A 22,646-nucleotide genomic window follows, 5' to 3' on the forward strand; every position below is an offset into this window, starting at 1 on the left:
CGACACGCCGTCTTACGTCAAACGATTGACGTTAAACGTTTGACGCTCTATTATAAAACTATCCGCACGGGTAAGTGACGATGCTTGTCCTGCGAATATTCGCATAGAAGCGACACTACAGAAACGAGATAGTTATGACTTATACCCATCATTCAAAATTTGCTGTTTGGAAAAATCCCTCCTATCTGCAAAGCTCACTAGGCATTTTCATGTTCTTCTGCTCATGGGGCATCTGGTGGTCTTTCTTCCAGCGTTGGCTCAATACCATTGGGCTCAATGGCACGGAAGTTGGGCAGATTTACTCTATTAATTCCCTCGCCACGTTGATTTTGATGTTCGTATACGGTGCAATTCAAGATCAACTTGGTATCAAGCGGCGCTTGGTCATCATCATTTCCACAGTAGCAGCTCTCATCGGACCATTCGTCCAGTTTATTTACGCTCCAATGATTGAAGCAGGAGGTTCAGTTCGTTTTATCGGTGCATTCATCGGTTCTGTCGTACTCTCAGCCGGTTTTATGGCGGGATGCTCCCTTATCGAAGCATTAACTGAGCGCTACTCTCGTAAGTTCAACTTTGAATATGGGCAGTCCCGTGCATGGGGATCTTTTGGCTATGCAATCGTGGCTCTTATCGCCGGTCATGTCTTCAATATCAATCCTCTTATTAACTTCTGGATGGGGTCAGCATTTGGCGTTATCATGCTCGGTATTTACATCTTTTGGATACCAAGCTCTCAGAAGGCTGAGCTCAAAAAAGAAACTGATCCTAATGCTGAGCCGACAAATCCATCTGTGAAGGAGATGGTTTCCGTACTCGGTATGCCTACGCTCTGGGTGCTAATCGTCTTTATGCTTTTAACCAATACATTCTATACTGTCTTTGATCAGCAGATGTTCCCGACATACTACACCAGCCTCTTCCCTACTGAGGAAATCGGCAACAACACATACTCCACACTAAATGGCATTCAAGTATTCCTTGAATCTGCAATGATGGGCGTCGTACCTATCATCATGCGAAAAATTGGCGTACGTAATTCTCTCCTTCTCGGGGCATTTGTTATGTTTGCTCGCATTGGCTTATGTGGAGTGTTCCACGATCCAGTAATGGTTTCCATCGTGAAGCTTTTCCATTCCATCGAAGTTCCTCTCTTTATCCTCCCAGCTTTCCGCTACTTCACTTTGCACTTCGACACCAAGCTTTCCGCAACGCTTTATATGGTAGGCTTCCAAATTGCTTCCCAAGTCGGCCAAGTTATTTTCTCCACTCCACTTGGCGCTCTGCATGATAAGCTTGGCGATCGTCCGACCTTCTTCACTATTTCTGCGATCGTTCTCGTAGCACTCATCTACGGTTTCTTCGTCATCAAGCGAGACAATCAAGAAGTCGGCGGTGATCCGTTCTATACCGATAGACAGCTTGCTACGATGAAAACACAAACATCCCAAACTACAGAAGCACACGCACACGCTTAACTTAAGCAGTGAAACTTGCGCTCAGGAATTTAAAGAATCAGTTAAATCGAGGAGAGTTAAAATGCGTAACTTTATCCCACAAGAGCCAGTTCTTAGCCCAATTCATGACCATGATAAGGAGCTGAAGAAGGCAGAATTAGGCGTATCGCAGCTTGCTGCGCATCGAAATAATCGATGGTATCCACAGTTCCATATCGCCTCGAACGGCGGCTGGATTAATGATCCTAACGGCCTGTGCTACTACAAAGGTCGCTGGCATGTCTTCTACCAGCTTCACCCGTACGGTACACAGTGGGGTCCTATGCATTGGGGGCATGTATCTTCTTCTGATATGGTGACATGGAAACGAGAGCCCATTGCCTTTGCGCCGAGCCTTGAACAGGAAAAAGATGGCGTCTTCTCAGGGTCTGCTGTCCAAGGTGACGATGGTACTATGAAGTTCTACTATACGGGACACCGCTGGTCAAATGGAAAAGATAACACCGGCGGGGATTGGCAAGTTCAAATGCTTGCTGAGCCTGACGACGATAGCCTTACTCATTTCACTAAGCGCGGCATGATTATCGATTGCCCTATTGAAGAGGTTAATCATCATTTCCGCGATCCTAAGGTGTGGAAGACAGACGGAACGTGGTACATGACATTCGGCGTTTCTTCCAAGGAAAATCGTGGTCAAATGTGGCTTTTCACGTCGAATGATATGGTGCATTGGACCTACGACCGTGTACTTTTCGAGCATCCAGACCCTGATGTCTTCATGCTTGAGTGCCCTGATTTCTTCCCTATCAGGGACCATAACGGTAATGAAAAGTGGGTTATAGGATTTTCGGCAATGGGTGCGAAAGCGCATGGCTTCATGAATCGCAATGTCAATAATGCTGGCTACATGATTGGTTCGTGGAAACCTGGCGAAGCATTTATCCCAGAAACTGACTTCCGCCTGTGGGACTGGGGACACAACTACTATGCCCCGCAGTCTTTCAACGACGGTAAACGTCAAATCGTGTACGGTTGGATGAGCCCATTTACTGGTCCAATACCTATGGAGGACGATGGTTGGTGTGGTAATCTCACTCTTCCACGCGAAATTACCCTTGGCGCGGATGGCGATCTGCATACTTATCCTGTAGAGGAAATCGAAAGCCTGCGCACGTCAACACATGACTGGGGTGAGGTATCTCTTGACACCAATACTACTTATCGTTTAAGCGATAATGCTAGCGCTAGTGAGCTTGAGCTTAAACTCGACTTAGCTCACCTGAGCGCTGAACGAACTGGAGTAAAAGTGCATCTGACTGCAGATGGAACTTATCTCTATATAGCCTATGATGCACAGTTAGGACGTGTAGTAATCGACCGTCAGGCTGCATATGCAGGAGATCGAGGATATCGTGCAGCTCCACTGAGTACCGAAGAACTCCACGCTGAAAAACTTGCACTTCGTATCTTTATAGACCGCGGTTGTGTCGAGGTCTATGTCAATGGAGGACGGCAAGCCATGAGCTCATACAGCTATGCAGGAGAAGGCTCTCGTGCTATCGAGCTCACGAGCGAGTCTGGCGCTGCTCATTATACAAACGTCCGTATGTATGAACTACGCTCGATTGGACTTGCATAAAGCAGACACGGCATAGGCCCCCATTTCGCGCTGTGTCTCGATTCAACGCGAGACACAGCCACACACCGCTTAGCTCTAGCTTTAGTTTTAGCTTTCCAACGCACTACCCTGTTTCAGTCTCTGTGAAACCACTGCAGTCACACCGTCGGAACGCATCGTTACCCCATACAACGCATCAGCGATACTCATCGTACGCTGTTGATGAGTAATGATGATGAGTTGGGCGTGCGAGCGCAGATCATTAATCGCATTAAGTAAACGCGTCAAGTTGATGTCGTCTAAAGCTGCTTCAACCTCGTCCATGATATAAAAAGGACTTGGCCTGGCAGTAAAAATAGCGAAAAGAAGAGCCAAAGCTGTCAGCGAACGTTCACCACCAGAAAGTAAAGAAAGCTGTTTCACGCGCTTGCCAGCTGGACTTGCCTCAACAATGACGCCTGTACTCAGCAAATCATCAGGATTTTCAAGCTTTAATCGTCCAGTTCCTCCAGGGAATAATGTAGCGAAAACTTTCTGGAATGCCTCAGCAGTATCATCGTATGCGTCTTTAAAGACCTGAATCATCGTAGAGTCCAAATCTTTAATAAGCCCCAGCAAGTCGTCTCGCGAGGTCACGACATCCTGTCGTTGTTCATTAAGATACTTATGCCGCGCCTCGAGCGCATCGTACTCTTCTGTAGCAAGTGGATTGACTTTGCCCAGTGCCACAAGGTCATGCTTTGCCTTATCAAGCTTCTTCTGCTCAATGTCTCGTGAATACTCACATGTCTTAAAATTGCTGAGATCCTGCCGTTGCTCCTCCGTAAGGATTTTTGTCTCGTCAAGCATGATGAGCTGACCATTCTCATCGAAGACAGGAACCGGTTGGTCAGGGCCATAGTGTTCAATAACGCTATCGACTGTGCTACCCAACTCGTCAAGGATACGCTGTTGAATCTGACCATATTGGGTGGCAACTCGCTCACGCATAATGTCTAAATCATGCTCTTGATTACTCAAACGAGTCACATGAGGCTCTTGAGAATTACGCTTTTCACGCAGTAATGCTAACTCTTCATCATGCTGAGAAATCTGAGATTGAAGCTCGCTGCGCTGTTCAAGAACTCGATTAATATGCGTAGAAAGTTCCTCGGCTGCTGCTTGAGCTTTTTGAGCAACGCTCAATGCGCGAGAAGCTGCCCTTTCACGCTGCTTATTGCGCGCAGCGACTTCTGCTCGACGGCGCATAGCTTGCTGTGCTTGAGAACGCAATAGTGTCACTTGTCGTTCTAAAGACTCTGCATGCTGCTGCGCATTATTCCATGCAAGCCGTGCGGATACTTCTTTATCGCGAGCTTGCGCCAGTGCTTGGTCGTACTCATGTTCGCGGGAGGCAATTGTATTTATATCTGTTTCGGATGTCTGAGCGCTATGGGCGACTTCTAATTGGACTTGGAGATCCTGCAAAGTCACGGACTGAGATTCTTTTTGAGTCTCTAGATTGTGAATCTGCTCATCGACGTGTGCAATGCGACGTTGTAAGTCTTCTCGTGTCTGTGTAGCAGTACGCAAATTATCTTGTCGTTGCTGCATACGCACACGATTCTCTGTGATAGCTGTATGTACTTTATCGACAGTCGTCTGAGCAGCGGCACATTTTTCATCGAGTACTGCCTTCTCCTCGCGCGCTCGTGCAACCTTGATCTTGTTTTCCTTAACTTGTGCGAGCGCTTTATCTCGTCGGACAGTTAAGCTCAAGTCACTAGGAGTTCTAGAAATTCCTCCCACTGCCCCAACGCGCGTAAATGTATCTGCTTGCTGAGTCATAGCAGTAGAAAAATTGCCAGATTCGATGGCGGATGCAGCATCTTCGCGAGTCTGCACAAGGACAACGTCTAAGAGAAGTAGCCGCACTGCTGCTACAACGCCACGTGCTATAGACTCCTTTTCAGTGTCGATGACATGTGGATTCAGATGAATAACTGATGCAGCAGCTACACTCCCACTATCTATGCTCTCCCTATCACGGTTAAGCCCAGGAGAATCTAAGTCTATAGGATGTATAACTATTGCGCGACCGATGTGCTGGTCATGAGCTAAATTCATAGCATCTAAAGCTGTACGTGAATCAGGTACTACTATCGCGCTCGCAAATGGTCCTAGCGCTTTGGCAATTGCCTCTTCCCATCCTTCGTCAATGTGAATATAATCGGCAAGTGCGCCGAGAGTTTCAACCGAGCTACGTTCAAGATCTTCTGATGTACTGCGCGATTCTAGCGTGTCATGTAATGCGTCAGCCTTAGACTGCAAGGAAATAATCGTATTATCAAGTTCGCGAATATGCATATCAGCAGTTTCACGCTCCTCGCGAAGCTGGCGAAAACTTTCCTGAGCTTTTTCTAAATCTCTGTCTAAATTATCGTTTGCCAATCCACTGTCTTGCTGAAGGGAATCTACACGCTCTTGTGTTTCTTTAAGTGACTGATAATATGTGTCTTTCTGCGTGACAAGGTCGCATATGCGTGCCGCTATCCCCTGAATTTGTGCTTCTTGGCGAGCGATTGTCTCTTTGAGTTTTGCCTTATGAGCCTGACGCTCTTGAGCAGATTTACGCAATTGTGTCATCAGTTGACGTATCTGAGCTAATTCCTGCTCGACTCTCGCACGCTCTTGAGTAGTTTTGTCGAAGGTAAGACGTGCGTCGTCTGTAGCATTTTTTGCTGTAGCGAGTTGAGCTTCTAATTCATCAGCGCGTTTATTAAGTAAATCCGGATTATCTCCGCCAACCGTGACAATTTGCGAGCGCAGCGAATTCTCTCGCTCTGCAGCCAAGGCGGCAAGAGATTTCAAGCGTTCTTGGAGCTGTGCCATGGTGTGATAAGTCTGATTGATAGCGTCGATTGCGGGGCTTGACTGTCCGGCAAGACGTTCTAAGCGTTCAATGTCAAGCTTGATAGACGTTAGCTCCTGACGAGCAGATTGAAGTTCTCCACGAGTTGCAACAAGTTTCGAACGCACCTCGTCACGCTGAGCTTGAAGTCTTGAGGCATCGTCTGCAAGTAACCGTGATGACGCATCGCGAATAATGACTTGGATGCTATCTGCGCGTCGGCTCACTCTCGCCTGCCGGCGAAGTGGTCCTAATTGGCGGTGAATTTCAGCAAGTAAGTCATCGAGCCTGTCAACATTATCCTGAGTGGATTGAAGTTTACGCAACGCACGCTCTTTGCGCTTACGATGTTTCAAAATACCTGCTGCTTCTTCGATAAAGGCACGATTGTCAGCAGGAGTAGCCTTAAGAATTGAGTCAAGACGTCCCTGTCCCACGACGACATGCATATGTGCGCCAAGTCCTGTATCGGACAGAAGTTCTTGCACATCAAGCAGTCGCACCGGCGTACCATTGATGGCATACTCCGAGCCACCGTTGCGGAAAATCGTACGCGAAATCGTTACCTCAGAGTAATCAATGTTGAGCGTTCCATCTGTATTATCAATCGTCAAGCTTACCTGTGCACGACCTAGTGGTGGGCGACTCGAAGTACCTGCGAAGATGACATCTTCCATAGATGAGCCGCGCAGTGACTTTGCACCCTGCTCGCCCATGACCCACGCAAGCGCATCGACGACATTTGATTTTCCTGAACCATTGGGGCCAACTATTGCAGTCACACCAGGTTCGAAATGCAGTGTCGTTGCATTTGCAAAGGATTTAAATCCTCGGATGGATAGTTCCTTAACGTACATCAGTAGAATCGGTAGAATCAGCAGGATTATCCGCCACAATATCAGCTAGCGTCGCATCGAGATACTCGACATCATTGATAGCCTTATCAAACTCTTCTTCACTCATAGCATCAATGGTTTCATCATCGTATACACCTGTATCTTCACTAAACTCGGTGTGTTTTCCTGCCGCGCGATCTTCTTTAGAATTGAGCAATTCAGCGTTGTTATGTTCCTTGAGAAGTATGCGCGCGTCACCTGCAGTGACGAAGCTGCCAAAAATCAAGACACCATGCCCGTAACCTACACCCATATCATCTTCACTATCAACGGCATCGACTGCAGCCTGAATAGCGTCTGGCATAGCGTCCTCGCGAATGACTCGGTCTGATCCGAACACGCTGATAGCTATCTTTTCCAAGTCATCCACAGGCATGACGCGTGAATTCCACGAATTTTGTGTAACGATAAGCTTAGATAGGACAGGTTCCATGATACCGAGCACCGTCTCAACTTCCTTATCTTTCATCATAGAGACGACGCCTACGAGGTCAGTGAAATCAAAGTTCTCCTCTATCGCGTTACGAAGAGCAGTGATAGCGTTTTCATTATGACCACCATCGACAATGATAGTTGGCGATCGTCGTACAACCTCTATACGCCCTGGGACTTTGACAGTGGACAATGCCTGAGATACAACCTCCGAGTCAAGTTGTCCTGATACAGGTATTACGACTTCAGCTGCCGCGATTGCTGCAAGCGCATTATGAGCCTGATGCTCACCAAACATGGATACAGGAATCTGCTCATATACACCGTACGGTGTAGTAAATGTAGCTACTTGACCGCCAACAGCGGGTGCACGCCCCGAAATTTCAAGCTCATATCCATCGCGCTCCACTGCTTGAGCGCCAACTTCCTGAGCAGCGTCGAGTAAAATAGGCATGACTTCATGCTCATGTGGTTGACATCCGACGATAACTGTAGAGTTTGGTTTGATAATACCAGCTTTTTCACGCGCAATGTCTTCTACAGTGTCACCAAGCCATTGCATGTGATCCATGTCTACCGGTCCAATGACTGCGGCATCTGCGTCGAGAACATTCGTGGCATCCCACTGTCCACCCATTCCAACTTCTACAATTGCCACATCAACTGGTGCATCAGCGAAGGCCCATATAGCCATAGTCGTAAGTACTTCGAAGAAACTCATTCGAGGTCCACCTTGAGCAACTGACTCACGATCAACCATATCGATGAAGTCTTTAACTTCTAGCCATGTCTCAACAAAACGGTCGTCGCCTAATCGCTGACCATCTATACAGATACGCTCCGTCACCGATTCAACATGTGGTGAGGTATATAAACCTGTCCGCAAACCGTACGCGCGACACAAGGATTCTGTCATACGCGCAGTAGAACCCTTACCATTTGTGCCCGTAATATGCACGACACGAAATGTCTCTTGCGGAGACCCTAGGTAGTCAAGCACCTTCTTCATTCTGTCCAAACTCGGATCAAAATCATGCTCAGGCGAACGCGACATAATTTCACGATACACTTCAGCCATTGTCGGTGTGCCAGATTGTTCTACCTCATAAGTCATAGGGCTTATTTTATAAAGGATTGAGGACGGTTGCCATGAGCGAAATTCGTCATAAAATCTCACTTCAAAAGTCACGTGTACGCCATAGAGTGGAAACATTCTATTCATGTCAATTCAAGGAGTTACCTTCATGGTATCTGATAACGAAAAAGCTCCAGAAACCCGTGCTGAAGCAGATGCTTCCGACTCTATGGCAGACCGCTCTCACAACCGTACTTTACGCCCACAATCCACTACCTTCTCCGAGTTTATGCTCTCAGGATGGGGCGAGGAGAATGCGCATACTCAGCGCCTCGAGTCCAGCTCCTTCACTCCAGCTCGTCTCGAAGCCCTTGGCAAGCGTTTCCCCGGAGAGCGTCTTGTCATCCCAGCAGGACAGGCGAAAGTACGCAATGACGACTGCGACTACGCTTTCCGTCCAGATTCTGCCTTTGCATATTATACTGGTCTTGGGCAGGATTATGAAGCAGGAGCCGTCCTCGTGCTTCATCCGCTAGCACCAGATTCTGCAGAAGCTGCTCAAGGTAAGACTCACACACCTGTCATCTATCTCCATCCGCGTAGCGATCAGTCCACGCAGGAGTATTATCGTTCTGCTGCTTACGGCGAGTATTGGGTAGGAGCTCGTCCAGGTCTTGAGGGCATCACACAAATGACCGGTATCGAAACTGCTGACATTGCTGGGCTTAATGATGCTCTTTCTAAAGATGTAGGCAATGAAGCTGGTGCAGTGCGTGTGCGTATTATTCGCAATATTGATGCAGAAGTCACCGCTACTGTCGATGCTATCCGTCAGGAAAATGGTTATAACGATTCTGACTCGAATGCTTCAGACGACAACAAATTCTATGAATTCACTTCTGAAGCGCGCATGATAAAAGATAACTATGAAATAGCTCAGATGCGCAAAGCGATTGTAGCAACCAAAGAAGGCTTTACTCGTATGCTTTCTGCTCTTCCTCATGCGCGAGGTAAAGAGCGCGGAGAGCGTATCCTCGAAGGCCAGTTTAATGCCAACGCACGTGAAAAAGGCAACGCTGAAGGATACGGTACTATCGTCGCCTCTGGCACACATGCTCCTACTCTTCACTGGATGCGCAATACAGGCACCATTAATGACGGTGAACTTCTTCTCATCGATGCCGGCGTAGAGGTTGATTCTCTCTATACTGCTGATATCACTCGTACATTCCCCGTCAATGGGAAGTTCACTCCTCTTCAGCGTGAACTCTATAGCGTCGTCTTAAAGGCCCAGCAGGCAGGGTTCGAAGCAGCACGACCTGGAGCGACATACTCAGATATTCATCATGCTTGTATGCGAGTTCTCGCTGAAGCAATGCATGAGTGGGGCATTCTCCCAGTATCCGTAGAAGAGTCCTTGAGTCCTGAGGGTCAGCAGCATCGTCGTTGGCATGCATGTGGTGTCGCACACCACTTAGGACTGGACGTACACGACTGCTCACAGGCACGTTACGAGTCCTATCAAGGAGCAAAGCTCGCTCCAGGAATGATTTTCACCATTGAGCCAGGGCTCTATTTCAAAGAAAATGATATGCTCGTTCCGCCAGAGTTCCGCGGTGTGGGCATTCGCATCGAAGATGACGTTTTGATGACTGAGAATGGTCCAGAATGGTTATCTATCGACATTCCTAAGCAGATTGACGATGTCGAGGCATGGATGGCACAGGCAGCAGATCAAGAAAAATAGCCTATCGACTATTTATTCCGAACCAACCCCCAGCCACATCGGCTACGTTATACAGGGAGAGATTGCTCAAAGAGCTTTCTCTCCCCTTTTCGCTCTCAGAAATTTTCTGTATGTACCCATCCGCTTGAATGCAGTAGTACTACTTATCGCCACAACTCCGTATATTATGCGAAGAACTTCTCCGGCTGAGAGACAAGACGATGAAGCCCGTAGTGCGCTGCACCTCTAAGTGCAGCGTGTTGCGAAATACGCGGTGGTGTCACGAGCAACATCTTACGATGTACAGAATTTGATTGGCTCAAAATACGATCAATAAGGCGGCTACTCCAATCTTTGGCAAAGCGATTCCAAAAACCGCCAATGACGATATGAGTGATATCACATATATTCATTGCAGATACAACCGCGCTCGCCATTGCATTTTGTGCAGCATAAATCGCTTTAAGGCTATATTCATCTTGTTGAATAATCTTGTCAGATAGCCAGTCGAAGCTTTCTTGCGCATTTAGTGTATGCGCGTTCTCGCATCCTGCAGCCGAGAGTATTGCTCGCCGTCCCGCATACATTTCAAGGCATCCCCTGCGCCCACATCTGCACACATCACCATGAAAGTCGACACAAACGTGCCCAATTTCTCCTGCTACCCCATTCAAGCCAAAATCTACATTTCCATGTGTTACTACAGCGCCGCCAATACCGACGTCTGTGGAAATAAAGATGAAGGAGTCAAAAGGACGACTACCCTCACTCGATGAGCATTTCTGATTTTTGTCACTATCTTTATTATCTTTATCACCATTATCACGGATAGCGAATCCACGAATTTGTGCGGCAGCTGCAAGTTTCGCTTCATTCAGTGGCGTCAAAGAATACTTTTTGACGAGACTCACCTGTGTCAGATTACAGTGTGACCAGCCAAGATTTGGCGCTTCAATGAGTTCTCCATCTTTGGACACCATACCCGGTACCGCTAAACCACCGCCGACAATGTGCGTTCCTCGCTTTTTCAGCTTTGCGACCGCTGTATCGACCATACGCTCAAGTGTGGCAAAAATCTCGTTGCGGTCGTGACGAGCACTTGATACGTCTACCCACTCATGGTCGAGAGCAGTACCGTTAAAGTCTTCAATAGTGAAGCCGTACCCATCAGTATTAACCTGTATGCCAAGTCCTGCCCAAGTTCCAGGAGCAAATTCTAGAGGACTCGATGGCTTTCCAGTCCCCTCCAGTCGGCGCGGCTGACCTTCTTGAATGACTTTGTGCTCAATGAGATGCCCGACGATGATCGAGATAGCCGCCTTAGTCATACCTGTAGCACGCGCTATATCCGCACGGCTCATCGGCGTAGATGTATGAAGAAGACAATCTAATACAACTGCAATATTGTGTGTGCGCAGACTATCTTGATTAAGCGCGGCTTGTCGAGCCATATAACCTCCCTTATGTACCACTTCATGATACTATGGGATAGTTAGTAAAGCGAATAAACTAATTCGTTTCGATTATTTACTCGACAATGCAAGGAGGCATTATGTCACGTGTTTTGGTGGCAGGAGTCGACACATCGACGCAGTCCTGCAAAGTCCGCGTCACAGACGCACTCACCGGAGAAGTTGTGCGATTTGGGCAAGCAAAGCACCCCGATGGCACGAGCATCAATCCACAGTATTGGTGGGAAGCATTCTTAGAAGCGAAGGAGCAGGCAGGCGGACTAGACGACGTAAGTGCACTTGCAGTCGGCGGGCAGCAGCACGGCATGGTTCTCCTCGATAAGCAGGGAAATGTCGTACGTGATGCATTGCTTTGGAACGACACACGAAGCGCCGTTCAAGCAGAGTCTTTGATTAATGAACTCGGCGCAGCAACTCCTACAGAAAATGACGAGCCTGAAGACGTTCATGCTCGTGGAGTTCAGCGTTGGGTCAAGGCAGTGGGCTCCTCGCTCGTTGCTTCTCTCACAATTACAAAAGTAGCATGGGTCGCACAGAATGAGCCTGAAAACGCCTCTCGCATAGCAGCCATCTGCCTACCTCACGACTGGTTAAGCTGGCGTATTGCCGGTAACGGTCCCGTTTCGCACGGTAGAGCAAATCTCGACGCACTCTTCACCGACCGCTCTGATGCTTCAGGTACAGCGTACTTCGACTCAGTCTCGAACGAATACTGTTATGATTTACTCGAACGAGCACTCGGTCGCACAGATGTTATTTTGCCTCGCATCATTAATACTAACGGCACTGGCGCTATAGCAGACCCAGAAATTGCAGGCAAAAATGTGGAAGGTGGGTGCATCATCGCAGCCGGTGGCGGAGACAATGCTATGGCAGCACTTGGTCTTGGCATGACTAGCGGTGATGTTTCCGTTTCCTTAGGCACTTCTGGTGTAGCTGCTGCAGTAAGTGACTCCCCTGCTTACGATCTCTCCGGAGCAATCGCAGGTTTTGCAGACTGTACTGGGCGCTGGCTTCCACTAGCGTGCACGATTAACGGCTCGCGCATTCTTGATGCAGGGCGACGCGCTCTCGGCGTAGACTATGACGAGCTTGCTTACCTTGCTGAAACTTCAGTCCCAGGCGCACATGGCATCACACTCATACCTTACTTTGACGGCGAACGCACACCGAACCGCCCAAATGCGAAGGCACAATTCCTCGGATTAACTCTTGAGAACACCACCCGCGAGAACATGGCTCGAGCGTTTGTAGAGGCAGTTTTGTGCTCTCAGCGAGATTGCCTTGAGTTCGTCAAGAATCTTGGCGCAAAAGTTAACCGTATCCTGCTCATTGGTGGTGGAGCCAAGTCTCCTGCTATTCGAGCATATGCTCCATCTATTTGGGAGCACGACGTAGAACTTCCTGAAACCGATGAGTATGTAGCAATCGGAGCAGCACGTCAAGCCGCATGGGCTCTTAGCAAGGCGCAACAAGCTCCTCAGTGGCAGCTCACCATTGAAGGCACATTGACAGGCGCAGCAACGCCTGAAGTCTACAAACAGTATGCACAGTATCGCGGTTAATTTTTAGGCTTTCGCGCACAAACCGCACAAACGGTTCGTTCACATAGCAATCGTGAATGAACCGTTTCTTATATTTTTAAAACCTCATACACAGCACAAAACAGTCCCACACTGCTCACACAGCATGGGACTGAATCTTATGGATGGAAGGAAAGAGAGTTTTATTTTACTTCAATGCGTCAAGCATATAGTTATTGATAGTGGCCTTAACAGACTCGATATGATCAGACTTCGTAGAAGCGATAATCTCAGACTGCGGCTTATCAAGAGCATACGCTTCCAAGGAAGCCAATGTAGCACTACCATCTTCTACAGTCGCGCCAATTCCAGAATCATAGGAGCTGTAGCGAGCTGCCTGAAGGTTCTCGATGTACTTATCCTGATGCATCTTGTCTGCGATGAGCAAACCAGCTGCATAAGAGTCCATACCCGCAATATGAGAACGGAAGAGATCCTCTGGCTCGAAGGAGGAGCGACGTGGCTTAGCATCGAAGTTCAAACCGCCATGAGGACCAATTTGACCTTCATCAAGCACTTCCCACATCACCGAAGTAGTCTCGTAGAGGTCAGTTGGGAACTCATCCAAATCCCAACCAATGAGCTTATCACCCTGATTTGCATCAAGGGAGCCAAGCACACCCGCCTCACGAGCAGTACGAATTTCATGCTGATATGTATGACCAGCGAGATTTGCATGGTTGCCCTCGAGATTGAGTTTGAAGACATCCATCAAATCATAAGTACGAAGGAATGCAATGGCAGTAGCAGCATCAAAATCGTACTGGTGCATAGTTGGTTCCTTAGCCTTTGGCTCGATGAGGAACTGCGCATCCAAACCGATTTCGTTTGCATACTCATGGCACATATGGAAGAACTTAGCCATATGCTCCTGCTCACGCTTCATCTGAGTAGTCCACAAGCTCTCATAGCCTTCGCGACCACCCCAGAATACATAGTTCTCAGCACCGAGACGCTTAGCGATCTCAAGGGAATGCTTGAGCTGCCCTGCTGAGTATGCAAAGACATCTGCGAATGGAGAAGTTGACGCGCCGTCGACGAAGCGAGGATTAGTAAAGAGTGAGGAAGTGTTCCACAAAAGCTTGACGCCTGTGGACTTCATGTTCTCTTCAATCTTGTCAACTACCTTATCGAGGTTTGCATTAGTCTCACGAAGAGTATCACCTTCTGGGGCGATATCGCGATCATGGAAGCAGAAATACTCTGCCCCAAGCTTGGTAAAGAACTCAAATGCATAATCTACTTTTGCCAGTGCCTCATCCATTGGATTGGAATATTTGCCGTACCATGGACGCTGTGCTGTACCAGTACCAAATGGATCTACCAACTCCTGATCAAAAGTGTGCCACCACGCAACACCAAAGCGCAGCCAGTCCTTCATCTTCTTGCCAGCTACTACGCGTTCCGGATCGTAATAGCGGAAGCCGAGACCTTCTGCCTTTTCTTCAGTACCTACAAATGGAATCTTTTCCATATCCCACAAACCCATGTTTGCTCCTTTGCGACGGTTTGTATTTCTTACAGCTTGAGCTGATGCTTCAAGTATAAGGGCATTAGTTGAATTTGTAAAATCATTTAACTAATTAGCGTGGCGCGAGTAATTAAGCCATTTCTCGCGTATCTGACACCGCTTTTAATAAGCATTAAAAAGCCGCCGCACAGCATTCCAGCTAAGCGACGGCTTCACGCAAATACCCCCTCTATAGCGCTTTTTATAGCACTTTGTAAGTGCGACTAGTCATGCGCAAGTGCTTCAACAGGGCTTACCTTTGCTGCCCTACGACCCGGAAGCCACGCAGCAATCACTGAAGCAACAACGATAATGGCGAGCAATCCCACCATTTGCGTCCAGTTGAATGCAATGTGAATTCCTCCAGCCAAATCTTCCAATGGCAAGGTATACATTCCAATGACAGCGAAAATCACACCAAGAACCATGCCGACAATCGTAGAGATAAAGGATGTAAGGAAGGATTCCCATACAAGCAGCCACTTCATCTGCCCACGAGAGAGACCCAATGCTCGCAGAAGCCCATTCTCGCGTGTACGTTCCACAACGCTGAGTCCTAGAGTATTAGCCACACCCACGAGAGAGATAACTACTGCGACAGCGAGCAATGCAAGGAATACTTGGACGATAATATCGAGTATCTGCGTGAAGATACCACGAGTAATAAATCCACCATTCTCATAAATTCCATCTATCTTTCCAAATTCTTTGAGAACCTCCAGATAAGTCGCCTTATCTGAAATTCGCATATTCACTTCTATCGCACGCGTATCGGAAGTCACCTGATTCATATCATGATCCGATAGTACAGCCTTGCCGATATCCACATTGCCATCTTTAACGACGGCGTATTTCTTGCACGAGGCAGCTGAAATATGTTGCCCCACAGAAGATGGATCCTCAAGATTCTTCGTGTCCAAAGACGTTGGCAGGAAGCACAAGGTTACTGTCTTCTTCTCGGCCAGAGAATCACCTTTTGCTACATGTACCGTCCCGTTTGCAACAGTCTTAACGTGAGAACGTGCTATAGAATTTATATCCCCCTGACCGATGACAGTCGCAAAAGCCTGATCCTCTCCTTTTATCGCGGCAAGAGTACCCTTACGTACGATTGATTTCTCCTTATACTTAAAGCTTTCGAGCTGAGAAATCTGCTTGTCAGAAAGGAAGCCACCTGTTTGCGCGCCAACGGTGACGTCAATTGGCATCGTCACATTGAAATAATTCGTGATGGTATAGCGCACAGATGCCACACCGACGGAAATTGTCGTCATTAATACCACACCGATAATTACTGCTATACCAGTGGATGCCGTACGACTTGGATTACGTACTACATTTTCGCGCGCTAAGCGTCCCACCGGAGTGCGCACGAATGCACCGCAGTAGTAGATAATGCGAGGTAGCACCACAGTAAAGAGGATCATCACCGCAATCCAGCACACCAGCGTAGAGATGAAAACAAGTCCAAAACGAGCATAGATTTCAGTAGAAGTTTTTTGTGGCATACGCAGACCGTATATAATTCCTACAACACTGATAGCAAGGAGAATCAAGCCGAGAACGATGCGCACACGATGACTGCGCTTCTCCTCCTGCACTGATTCCACTGGTGCAAGTGCCGACAATGGGGATACAGAAGAGGCACGACGTGCAGGAGTAACGCCAACGATTATAGTAATCAAGCTCGAAACGACCCATGTGACGCCGATCCACTTCCACGGAAGCATCGCGAAAGCTAACGGTAAGGTCGCAGCAACTTCAAGATATAACAGTATGCATGCACCTACTACGCTACCAATGGCAACACCAATAAAGGAAGAAATAATACCTGCAAGAGATGTCTCTCGGAAGATGAGCGCACGCACCTGACGAGCCTGCGCACCTACAGCTCGAAGCAGTGCAAGCTCTCGGCGACGTTGTAGTGCTATAACTTGGAATGTCGTGCCTACAATGATAGCTGCGACAAATGCTGCAATAAGCGGGAAGATTAAACTTGCAGCAAGCATCGGCGTCACGACAGCTTGTGCGCTTTTACTAGCATCACTGACCAACCTGCTCGATGGCACAACAGCGAAAGTATACCCATACTCTTTCGCACGATTTTTTTGAGCCTGCAAACGCGACTGAATTTCTTTAACAATCTTCTCTTGTGAAGCCGCCGTCGCACGAGGCGAATACAAGTGGGAGTCTGTCGGGATAACTTTATAACTGTTTGTATTTTCTCCCGCAACTTTTATCACGCCTTCACGAGTCATTACGGCAGAGTTACGACGGAATTTTGAACTCGCAAGAATGCCGACGACCTTAATCGTGGTTTTGGTCTTGACACTCTCAGCAGATAGGCCAGAAGATCGTACGGAAATCGTATCTCCCAGCTTTACTTTCATACTCTTCGCCTCGCTAGCATCCAAAGCCACCTCATTAGATGCCGCAGGGAGCTTTCCGCTGATAACGGAAGGAGTATATAGCGGAGATGTCTGAACATACGTGACTTGTTCACCGTAATCAATACCATCCACCTGCGTCAGGAAAACAGCAGCTCCTGCATAATTATAGGTATTTCCATCGCCTGACGCAGAAATAGCGATAGAGCTGCCATCACCGGTCCCCTCTGGCACTGATGCAGCATTTCCAGAAGTCAATGATTCAGTTGAAGGAACGACATCTTTAACGCCATCAATGCTTTGCAATGCTGCAATAACACTCCGTTCATAATCAGCCGATTGTGTAGCAGAAGCACCATTTCCCGTATCGTTTCCTTCCATGTTTTTTGTAACGGAAACTACGGCAGCGGTACCCTGAGTAGAGTTTTCTATGGTCTGCATATACTGCTTAGTCACACCACCGACGAGCGTCAAAGCCATGACGACGAAAGTCGCAGCAATCGTTACTGCAATGGCAGTGGACACATAACGCGATGCGTGGTGGCGTAAATTCGCCCCCATTAATTTATTTATTGGAGAAGCCATCTTTTATCTCTCTTATATATTTCTCACGCGGGTACACAACTACAGCAACGCGATAACTTGCTCAGGCGTCGCGCCTACCATATCCGCTTTGATAGTGCCATCTGCTACAACCACTACGCGGTCTGAAACTTTTGCGACAGAAGGGTTGTGAGTCACCATAATGACTGTTTGACCAAATTCGTCCACAGCCTGACGCAAAATGGCCAGAACTTCATCACTCGTCTTAGAATCCAGGTTTCCCGTAGGCTCATCCGCGACGATAATCGCCGGACGACTTACAAGTGCACGCGCTACTGCCACACGTTGCTGCTGTCCTCCAGAAAGTTCAGAAGGACGGTGCTTTAGACGAGTCGTAAGGCCAAGTGAATCCACTACTTTCTTAAGCCACTGCATATCCACTTTCGTGCCAGATAACTGAGTCGGTAGCATGATATTGTCGAGCACATTTATCGTCGGAACGAGATTAAAAGACTGGAAGATGAAGCCAATACGCGAGCGACGAAGTTCCGTAAGTTGCTTATCTTTAAGATGTGTAATGTCTACACCATCAACGGTGATAGTACCGCGAGTTGGATTATCCAAACCAGCGATGACATGAAGCATAGTGGACTTTCCAGATCCCGAAGGCCCCATAATAGATGTGAACTGCCCTTTGTACAGCGACACATTAATATTTTTGAGTGCGCGAACGCGAGTGTCACCATGTCCGTATGTTTTAGAAACGCCATCGAGTTCGACGATAGGCTGGAGAGAATTATTTATATTTTCCATGCTTTACATTTTAAAGAGTTTGTACTGAAACAACACCCCTCACTTTCACCGAGAACACCCTATATTCACATCTGAAACATAAGGGTTTCCCCGTATATATGTTCAAGAAAGTTAGCACTAAAAACCGTAATAAAATCGAACCCGTTAGATTGGTTATTTTCTGCGATTTTGCTATACTAGCCGAGGACGAGAGGACGAAAGGAAGACCATGACACAACCACTCGTTGTTAGCCTCGGCGAAATTTTGTGGGATATGCTCCCAGAAGGCAAGCGCGCAGGCGGTGCACCCGTTAACTTCACTTATCACGCAACTCAAAATGGTGTAGCTGGCCGTTCCATCAGCGCCATTGGCAATGACTCTTTAGGCGACGAGCTCGAAGCTGCTGTAAAGAATTCTGGCATCGAAGCCGTCCTTCAACGCAATGACTATCCTACCGGCACAGTGGGTGTTGTCTTAAATAATGGTATCCCATCCTATGAAATCGTTGAAGGCGTAGCATGGGATCACATTAAGATTTCGGATGAACTCATCAACGCTGTCAAAGATGCAGATGCCGTATGTTTTGGCTCTCTCGCCTGCCGGAATGATGAAAGTCGTGCTACTATACTTGAACTTCTCAAGCACACCAAAGCCGGTGCAATGAAGTACTATGACATTAATATCCGAGCAGATTATTTCTCTAAAGGTCTCATTGAAGAGCAGCTCAACGCAGCCACTGTCTTTAAGTTCAACGATGATGAGCTTGAACTTCTCCGCCCTATGTTTGATTTGACGGGCAGCGACGAAGAGGCATGCAAGTGGTTCATCGACAACTTTAATCTTGACTATGTCATTCTTACCGGTGGTTCACGCTTCTCCACTATCATGGCAAAAAATGGCGAGACGTCGCATCAGCGCACTCCACGTGTCAAAGTTAACGATACCGTCGGCGCAGGTGATTCATTCTCAGGAGCGTTTACCTCCGAAATCTTAAAAGGTGCTTCCCTCCATGATGCACACGTCTATGCATGTAATGTAGCAGCATACGTCTGCACGCAAGCTGGTGCTTGGCCTCAATACCCGGACCAAATTCCTAACTACATCGCGCAGCAGGGTCTTAGCGAAGAGTAAATCCATAACTCATCTTTTCATCATGCGATGATTAGACGATTAACGTGCGATAAAAAGAAAAGATAAACGCTGTACGTATGAGTGTGGGGTTAGAAATTCATATGATTTCTAACCCCACACTCATATCCGCAAACACATCTATTCGCTGATTTAGTCGATATGGATACCTGTCACAGTCGAGTCTTTATGCTCACCTTCCACACGGGTATAAATCGAATTGTCAAAATCAGCACTCACATTATTCGCTCTTGATGTGACAAGCACACTTGATCGAGCTATACCACCCGACACAAATTCAGTGTGGGCGAAGTGGATTCCAGATATGCTTTTCTCCTGAGAGAGGTATGTGAAATTCACTGCAGACTGCATCGAATTCTCAATTCGGTTACCCTCAAGATTTATATTTCTAATTTCCTGATTCAGAGTTTCAAAGTCTATTGCTCCGCGATTTTTCTCACTTAAATCAGCTGTGGTACCTGTAGTCAAGAGATAATTGTTTGTAACGTTTATTGCATTATTCTGCGTGAACTGATACCCGTCAAATACAGTATTAAAACGTAACCCTGCACCAGCAAATGTATCTTTGACAAGGTTATGGTCAATGGTATGCGCATCGCCACCAAATATACCAATTCCTCCAGCTCTCCACCCATTTTCAATAGTATTGAAGCTCAAGGTATCATGTACAGCATTTCGCGCACCGCCGATGTTGTTAGGCCATATAGCAAGACCATCGTCGCCATTGCCACGAATATTGGATTGAGTCACAGAAGAATACGACGTTCCATTAGTAAAATTAACACCGTCTGCTAAATTATTGCGAATGCGCGAGTGCGAAATACTTAGATTCGTATTGTACTTTACCGTGCCGTCACTACCAGTATCTGATGTAGCCCATACACCGCATTCAAAGTGTTGCTCCCAGATTCTCTCCACGCTAGAATCTTGACCAAATACTCCTTGGAAAGCTTTGTATCCTGCTTTTTCGTTGTAGCGCGATGTGAGATTTGAATCCATATAAAAATCAGATGCGTGGAAATCGCTCGTATCCGCGCCAAGTAAGAATCCACCCTGTTCTGGCTGTGAGCTCGTGAAATTCAGGTGAGTCCACCATTGCCCAGCACCTACGATATGCAGACCGGCAGTATTGACATAGAGACGCTTGCTAAGGTTAAACTGCCCTCGCGGTATATAGAGCGTTTTATGCTGTGTACTTGCTGCATATATGGCTGCATCAAATGCCGCAAAGTCATCGTTAAAATCGTCTGCTTGTGCTCCAAAGTCAGTGACGTTCAACGAGTTATCAGGCTGTGAAATCTGATTTTCTGCTTTTTCAAGCTCTACAAAATCAATGCCATACTTTACATTATCGTCATTTGCTTTTGTAATTGTCACTACCGCGCCGGCAGGAATTATCTTACCGTTATATAACTGCCGTACTTCATCGAAACGGAACCGTGCTTTACGACTTGCTTGCGCATTCTGCGTATCGTATACAGTCGTTCCCTCCATGTACTGCCACATAAAATGGGATGAAATAGAAAGCGTACCGAAATCCTCACCATTGACATTCACACGCAGCAATCCTGTTTTACCTTGTCCATCTGCAGTATCAGGAAGAGTAAAACGTACATCTATCGCATTTGCCTCTTTTTGAGTAACAAAAGATATACCATCACCAGCATTTTCCATCTCAATATACTGCTGATACGAAGCTTCTACTTCAGTACTCTCGGGGTCCATGCTCGCATCGTACTTACGAGTGACTCCGCCAACAAAGCGCGCATCTTCTGCTTCATAACGCGTATAGGGCATATGTGCACCATACTTATTCATAGGGAATTCATGTGTATCCTGCGCAGCATAAGATTTACTGTCCGCATGAGCGATGGGGATCATCGTAGCCGCAACTAACGCGGCACCAAGGAGCACGGTAAGACCCGCATTCATCCATGTACGTATCGTATTATTCACGCTTTTCCTCCTGTAGACCTTTTCCATAGTTTGGAATTAGCGCAAACAGTGTAACAAGAATGAATTTTTATATCTTCGTATATCGCCTCGTATGTCCCACCAGATATAGATAAGTTTCTTGTCGACGGTCCACAAGTGCTCTGCTTAGAGAATTCCCATAAAATGAACTTTATGAGGTAATACTGTAATCGTTACATCATCCGTTTTGTATTCTACTTCCCCATCAGTTTGGAACCATTGTGGTTCATCAGTCTTCAAGTGGTATACAGCACCACGACTCATCGCCACAGCCTTTGAGGTTGTATGCTTACCAATCAATGCGAGTGGCAGTACTCGTACAAACTCCCCGAGCCGCAACGAGTCTACAACACATGCATCGCTCATGTGATCAGTAGGGCTAGCATCTGGGCAGAATTTAAAACCGCCACCTTGATACGGCTCATTCATTACCGTTGCGAATAATGAATTTGCAAAATGTTGAATGGTGCCGTCACAATCGATGCGAGTTTGGAACGTTTTATGATGTATTATTTCCGCCACGGCGACCATGAGATAACTCAGTTTGCTCAGTCCAATCGTTCCAAGCCTTGACGTCCATACTGAATCGCGAACGCCGACACATACTTGAGCATCAAATCCCACTCCAGCACCGTTATTAAACAACACAACCACATCGGAAAGTTCGAGTTTACGGTTATTAGCGTCGTAGCACGTGTGTAGTGTAGCTCTGCCAACGTCTAAAGTATGCGCGTTCTCACTTTTTACAATACGTTTCAGTATCTGCAAAGGACTTCCGTGAAGTGCTAACGAGCGTGCGAAATCATTTCCCGTCCCTGCTGGAATGAAACCAATAAACGTCCTATCAAAGTTCACAATACTGTTAACTACAGCATTGAGCGATCCATCTCCGCCAACGATGATGATGTACGTGTCTACATCAGTATCGGTAAGATCATGTACGATATCTTTGATGAAGTAGGTATCCGTTGGCATATGCATGACATAGTTCATACCGAGTTTCTGCGCAGCTTTTTCCGCACGATGCCACGTGCGCATAGCACTCCCCGCAGCACCAAAAGGATTCACAATAAAGTGGTACTGCACCTGCCCCATCATAAATCCCCTCACTGCATGCTTTGCTGTAATAATAAAAAAGCTG

The 22,646-nt window shown here is 47.2% G+C and carries 13 protein-coding genes; 5 read left to right on the forward strand and 8 right to left on the reverse strand.

From position 1 onward, the window contains the following. The first annotated feature begins 134 nt into the window (after nt 1-134). The gene (locus tag ACFQY8_RS05170; protein ID WP_377938826.1) at nt 135-1,478 is read left to right on the forward strand and encodes an MFS transporter; all 1,344 of its coding nucleotides are present in this window, start codon (nt 135-137) and stop codon (nt 1,476-1,478) included. A 61-nt stretch (nt 1,479-1,539) separates the two neighbouring features. After that, nucleotides 1,540-3,096, forward strand: coding sequence for a glycoside hydrolase family 32 protein (locus ACFQY8_RS05175; protein ID WP_377938827.1), 1,557 nt, complete (start codon nt 1,540-1,542; stop codon nt 3,094-3,096). Nucleotides 3,097-3,183: 87 nt separating this feature from the next. Here ACFQY8_RS05175 and smc read toward each other — a convergent pair whose 3' ends face one another. Then, nucleotides 3,184-6,822, reverse strand: coding sequence for a chromosome segregation protein SMC (smc, locus tag ACFQY8_RS05180; RefSeq protein WP_377938828.1), 3,639 nt, complete (start codon nt 6,820-6,822; stop codon nt 3,184-3,186). Further along, entirely contained in the window at nt 6,812-8,407 is a 1,596-nt protein-coding gene (locus ACFQY8_RS05185) for a bifunctional folylpolyglutamate synthase/dihydrofolate synthase (RefSeq protein WP_377938829.1), read from the reverse strand. Before ACFQY8_RS05185 ends, smc begins: the two co-directional genes overlap by 11 nt. A 106-nt stretch (nt 8,408-8,513) precedes the next feature. On the opposite strand from ACFQY8_RS05185, the gene ACFQY8_RS05190 reads away from it, so the two are divergent. Continuing rightward, on the forward strand, nt 8,514-10,115 hold the full coding sequence (locus ACFQY8_RS05190) for an aminopeptidase P family protein (RefSeq protein ID WP_377938830.1): 1,602 nt from the start codon (nt 8,514-8,516) through the stop codon (nt 10,113-10,115). Between the two features lie 164 nt (nt 10,116-10,279). Here ACFQY8_RS05190 and ACFQY8_RS05195 read toward each other — a convergent pair whose 3' ends face one another. After that, nucleotides 10,280-11,545, reverse strand: coding sequence for an ROK family protein (locus ACFQY8_RS05195; protein ID WP_377938831.1), 1,266 nt, complete (start codon nt 11,543-11,545; stop codon nt 10,280-10,282). Nucleotides 11,546-11,646: 101 nt separating this feature from the next. Here ACFQY8_RS05195 and xylB point away from each other — a divergent pair, with 101 nt between their 5' ends. After that, nucleotides 11,647-13,131 carry a xylulokinase gene (xylB, locus tag ACFQY8_RS05200; protein ID WP_377938832.1) on the forward strand — a complete coding sequence of 495 codons (1,485 nt, stop codon included), beginning with the start codon at nt 11,647-11,649 and terminating at the stop codon, nt 13,129-13,131. A gap of 166 nt (nt 13,132-13,297) precedes the next feature. Here the strand turns inward: xylB and xylA are convergent, their stop codons facing one another. The 3 genes from xylA to ACFQY8_RS05215 all read right to left on the reverse strand — a co-directional run bounded on the left by xylA (nt 13,298) and on the right by ACFQY8_RS05215 (nt 18,402). Continuing rightward, complete coding sequence (xylA, locus tag ACFQY8_RS05205) at nt 13,298-14,638, reverse strand: xylose isomerase (protein WP_377938833.1); 1,341 nt, start codon at nt 14,636-14,638, stop codon at nt 13,298-13,300. 245 nt (nt 14,639-14,883) lie between these two features. Continuing rightward, the gene (locus ACFQY8_RS05210; protein WP_377938834.1) at nt 14,884-17,631 is read right to left on the reverse strand and encodes an ABC transporter permease; all 2,748 of its coding nucleotides are present in this window, start codon (nt 17,629-17,631) and stop codon (nt 14,884-14,886) included. Nucleotides 17,632-17,670: 39 nt separating this feature from the next. Then, a complete protein-coding gene (locus tag ACFQY8_RS05215; RefSeq protein WP_377938835.1) occupies nt 17,671-18,402 on the reverse strand; it encodes an ABC transporter ATP-binding protein in 732 nt (243 codons plus the stop codon). Between the two features lie 208 nt (nt 18,403-18,610). Between ACFQY8_RS05215 and ACFQY8_RS05220 the strand changes: the two genes are divergently transcribed. Continuing rightward, nucleotides 18,611-19,513: a carbohydrate kinase family protein gene (locus ACFQY8_RS05220; RefSeq protein WP_377938836.1), complete on the forward strand. Its 903-nt coding sequence runs from the start codon at nt 18,611-18,613 to the stop codon at nt 19,511-19,513. A gap of 150 nt (nt 19,514-19,663) precedes the next feature. Here the strand turns inward: ACFQY8_RS05220 and ACFQY8_RS05225 are convergent, their stop codons facing one another. Both ACFQY8_RS05225 and ACFQY8_RS05230 read right to left on the reverse strand, forming a co-directional pair. Beyond that, nucleotides 19,664-21,487 carry a glycosyl hydrolase family 28-related protein gene (locus ACFQY8_RS05225; protein WP_377938837.1) on the reverse strand — a complete coding sequence of 608 codons (1,824 nt, stop codon included), beginning with the start codon at nt 21,485-21,487 and terminating at the stop codon, nt 19,664-19,666. A gap of 144 nt (nt 21,488-21,631) precedes the next feature. After that, entirely contained in the window at nt 21,632-22,603 is a 972-nt protein-coding gene (locus ACFQY8_RS05230; RefSeq protein ID WP_377938838.1) for a diacylglycerol/lipid kinase family protein, read from the reverse strand. Nucleotides 22,604-22,646: the final 43 nt, after the last annotated feature.

Source organism: Alloscardovia venturai (assembly GCF_042676605.1).
Classification (GTDB): domain Bacteria; phylum Actinomycetota; class Actinomycetes; order Actinomycetales; family Bifidobacteriaceae; genus Alloscardovia; species Alloscardovia venturai.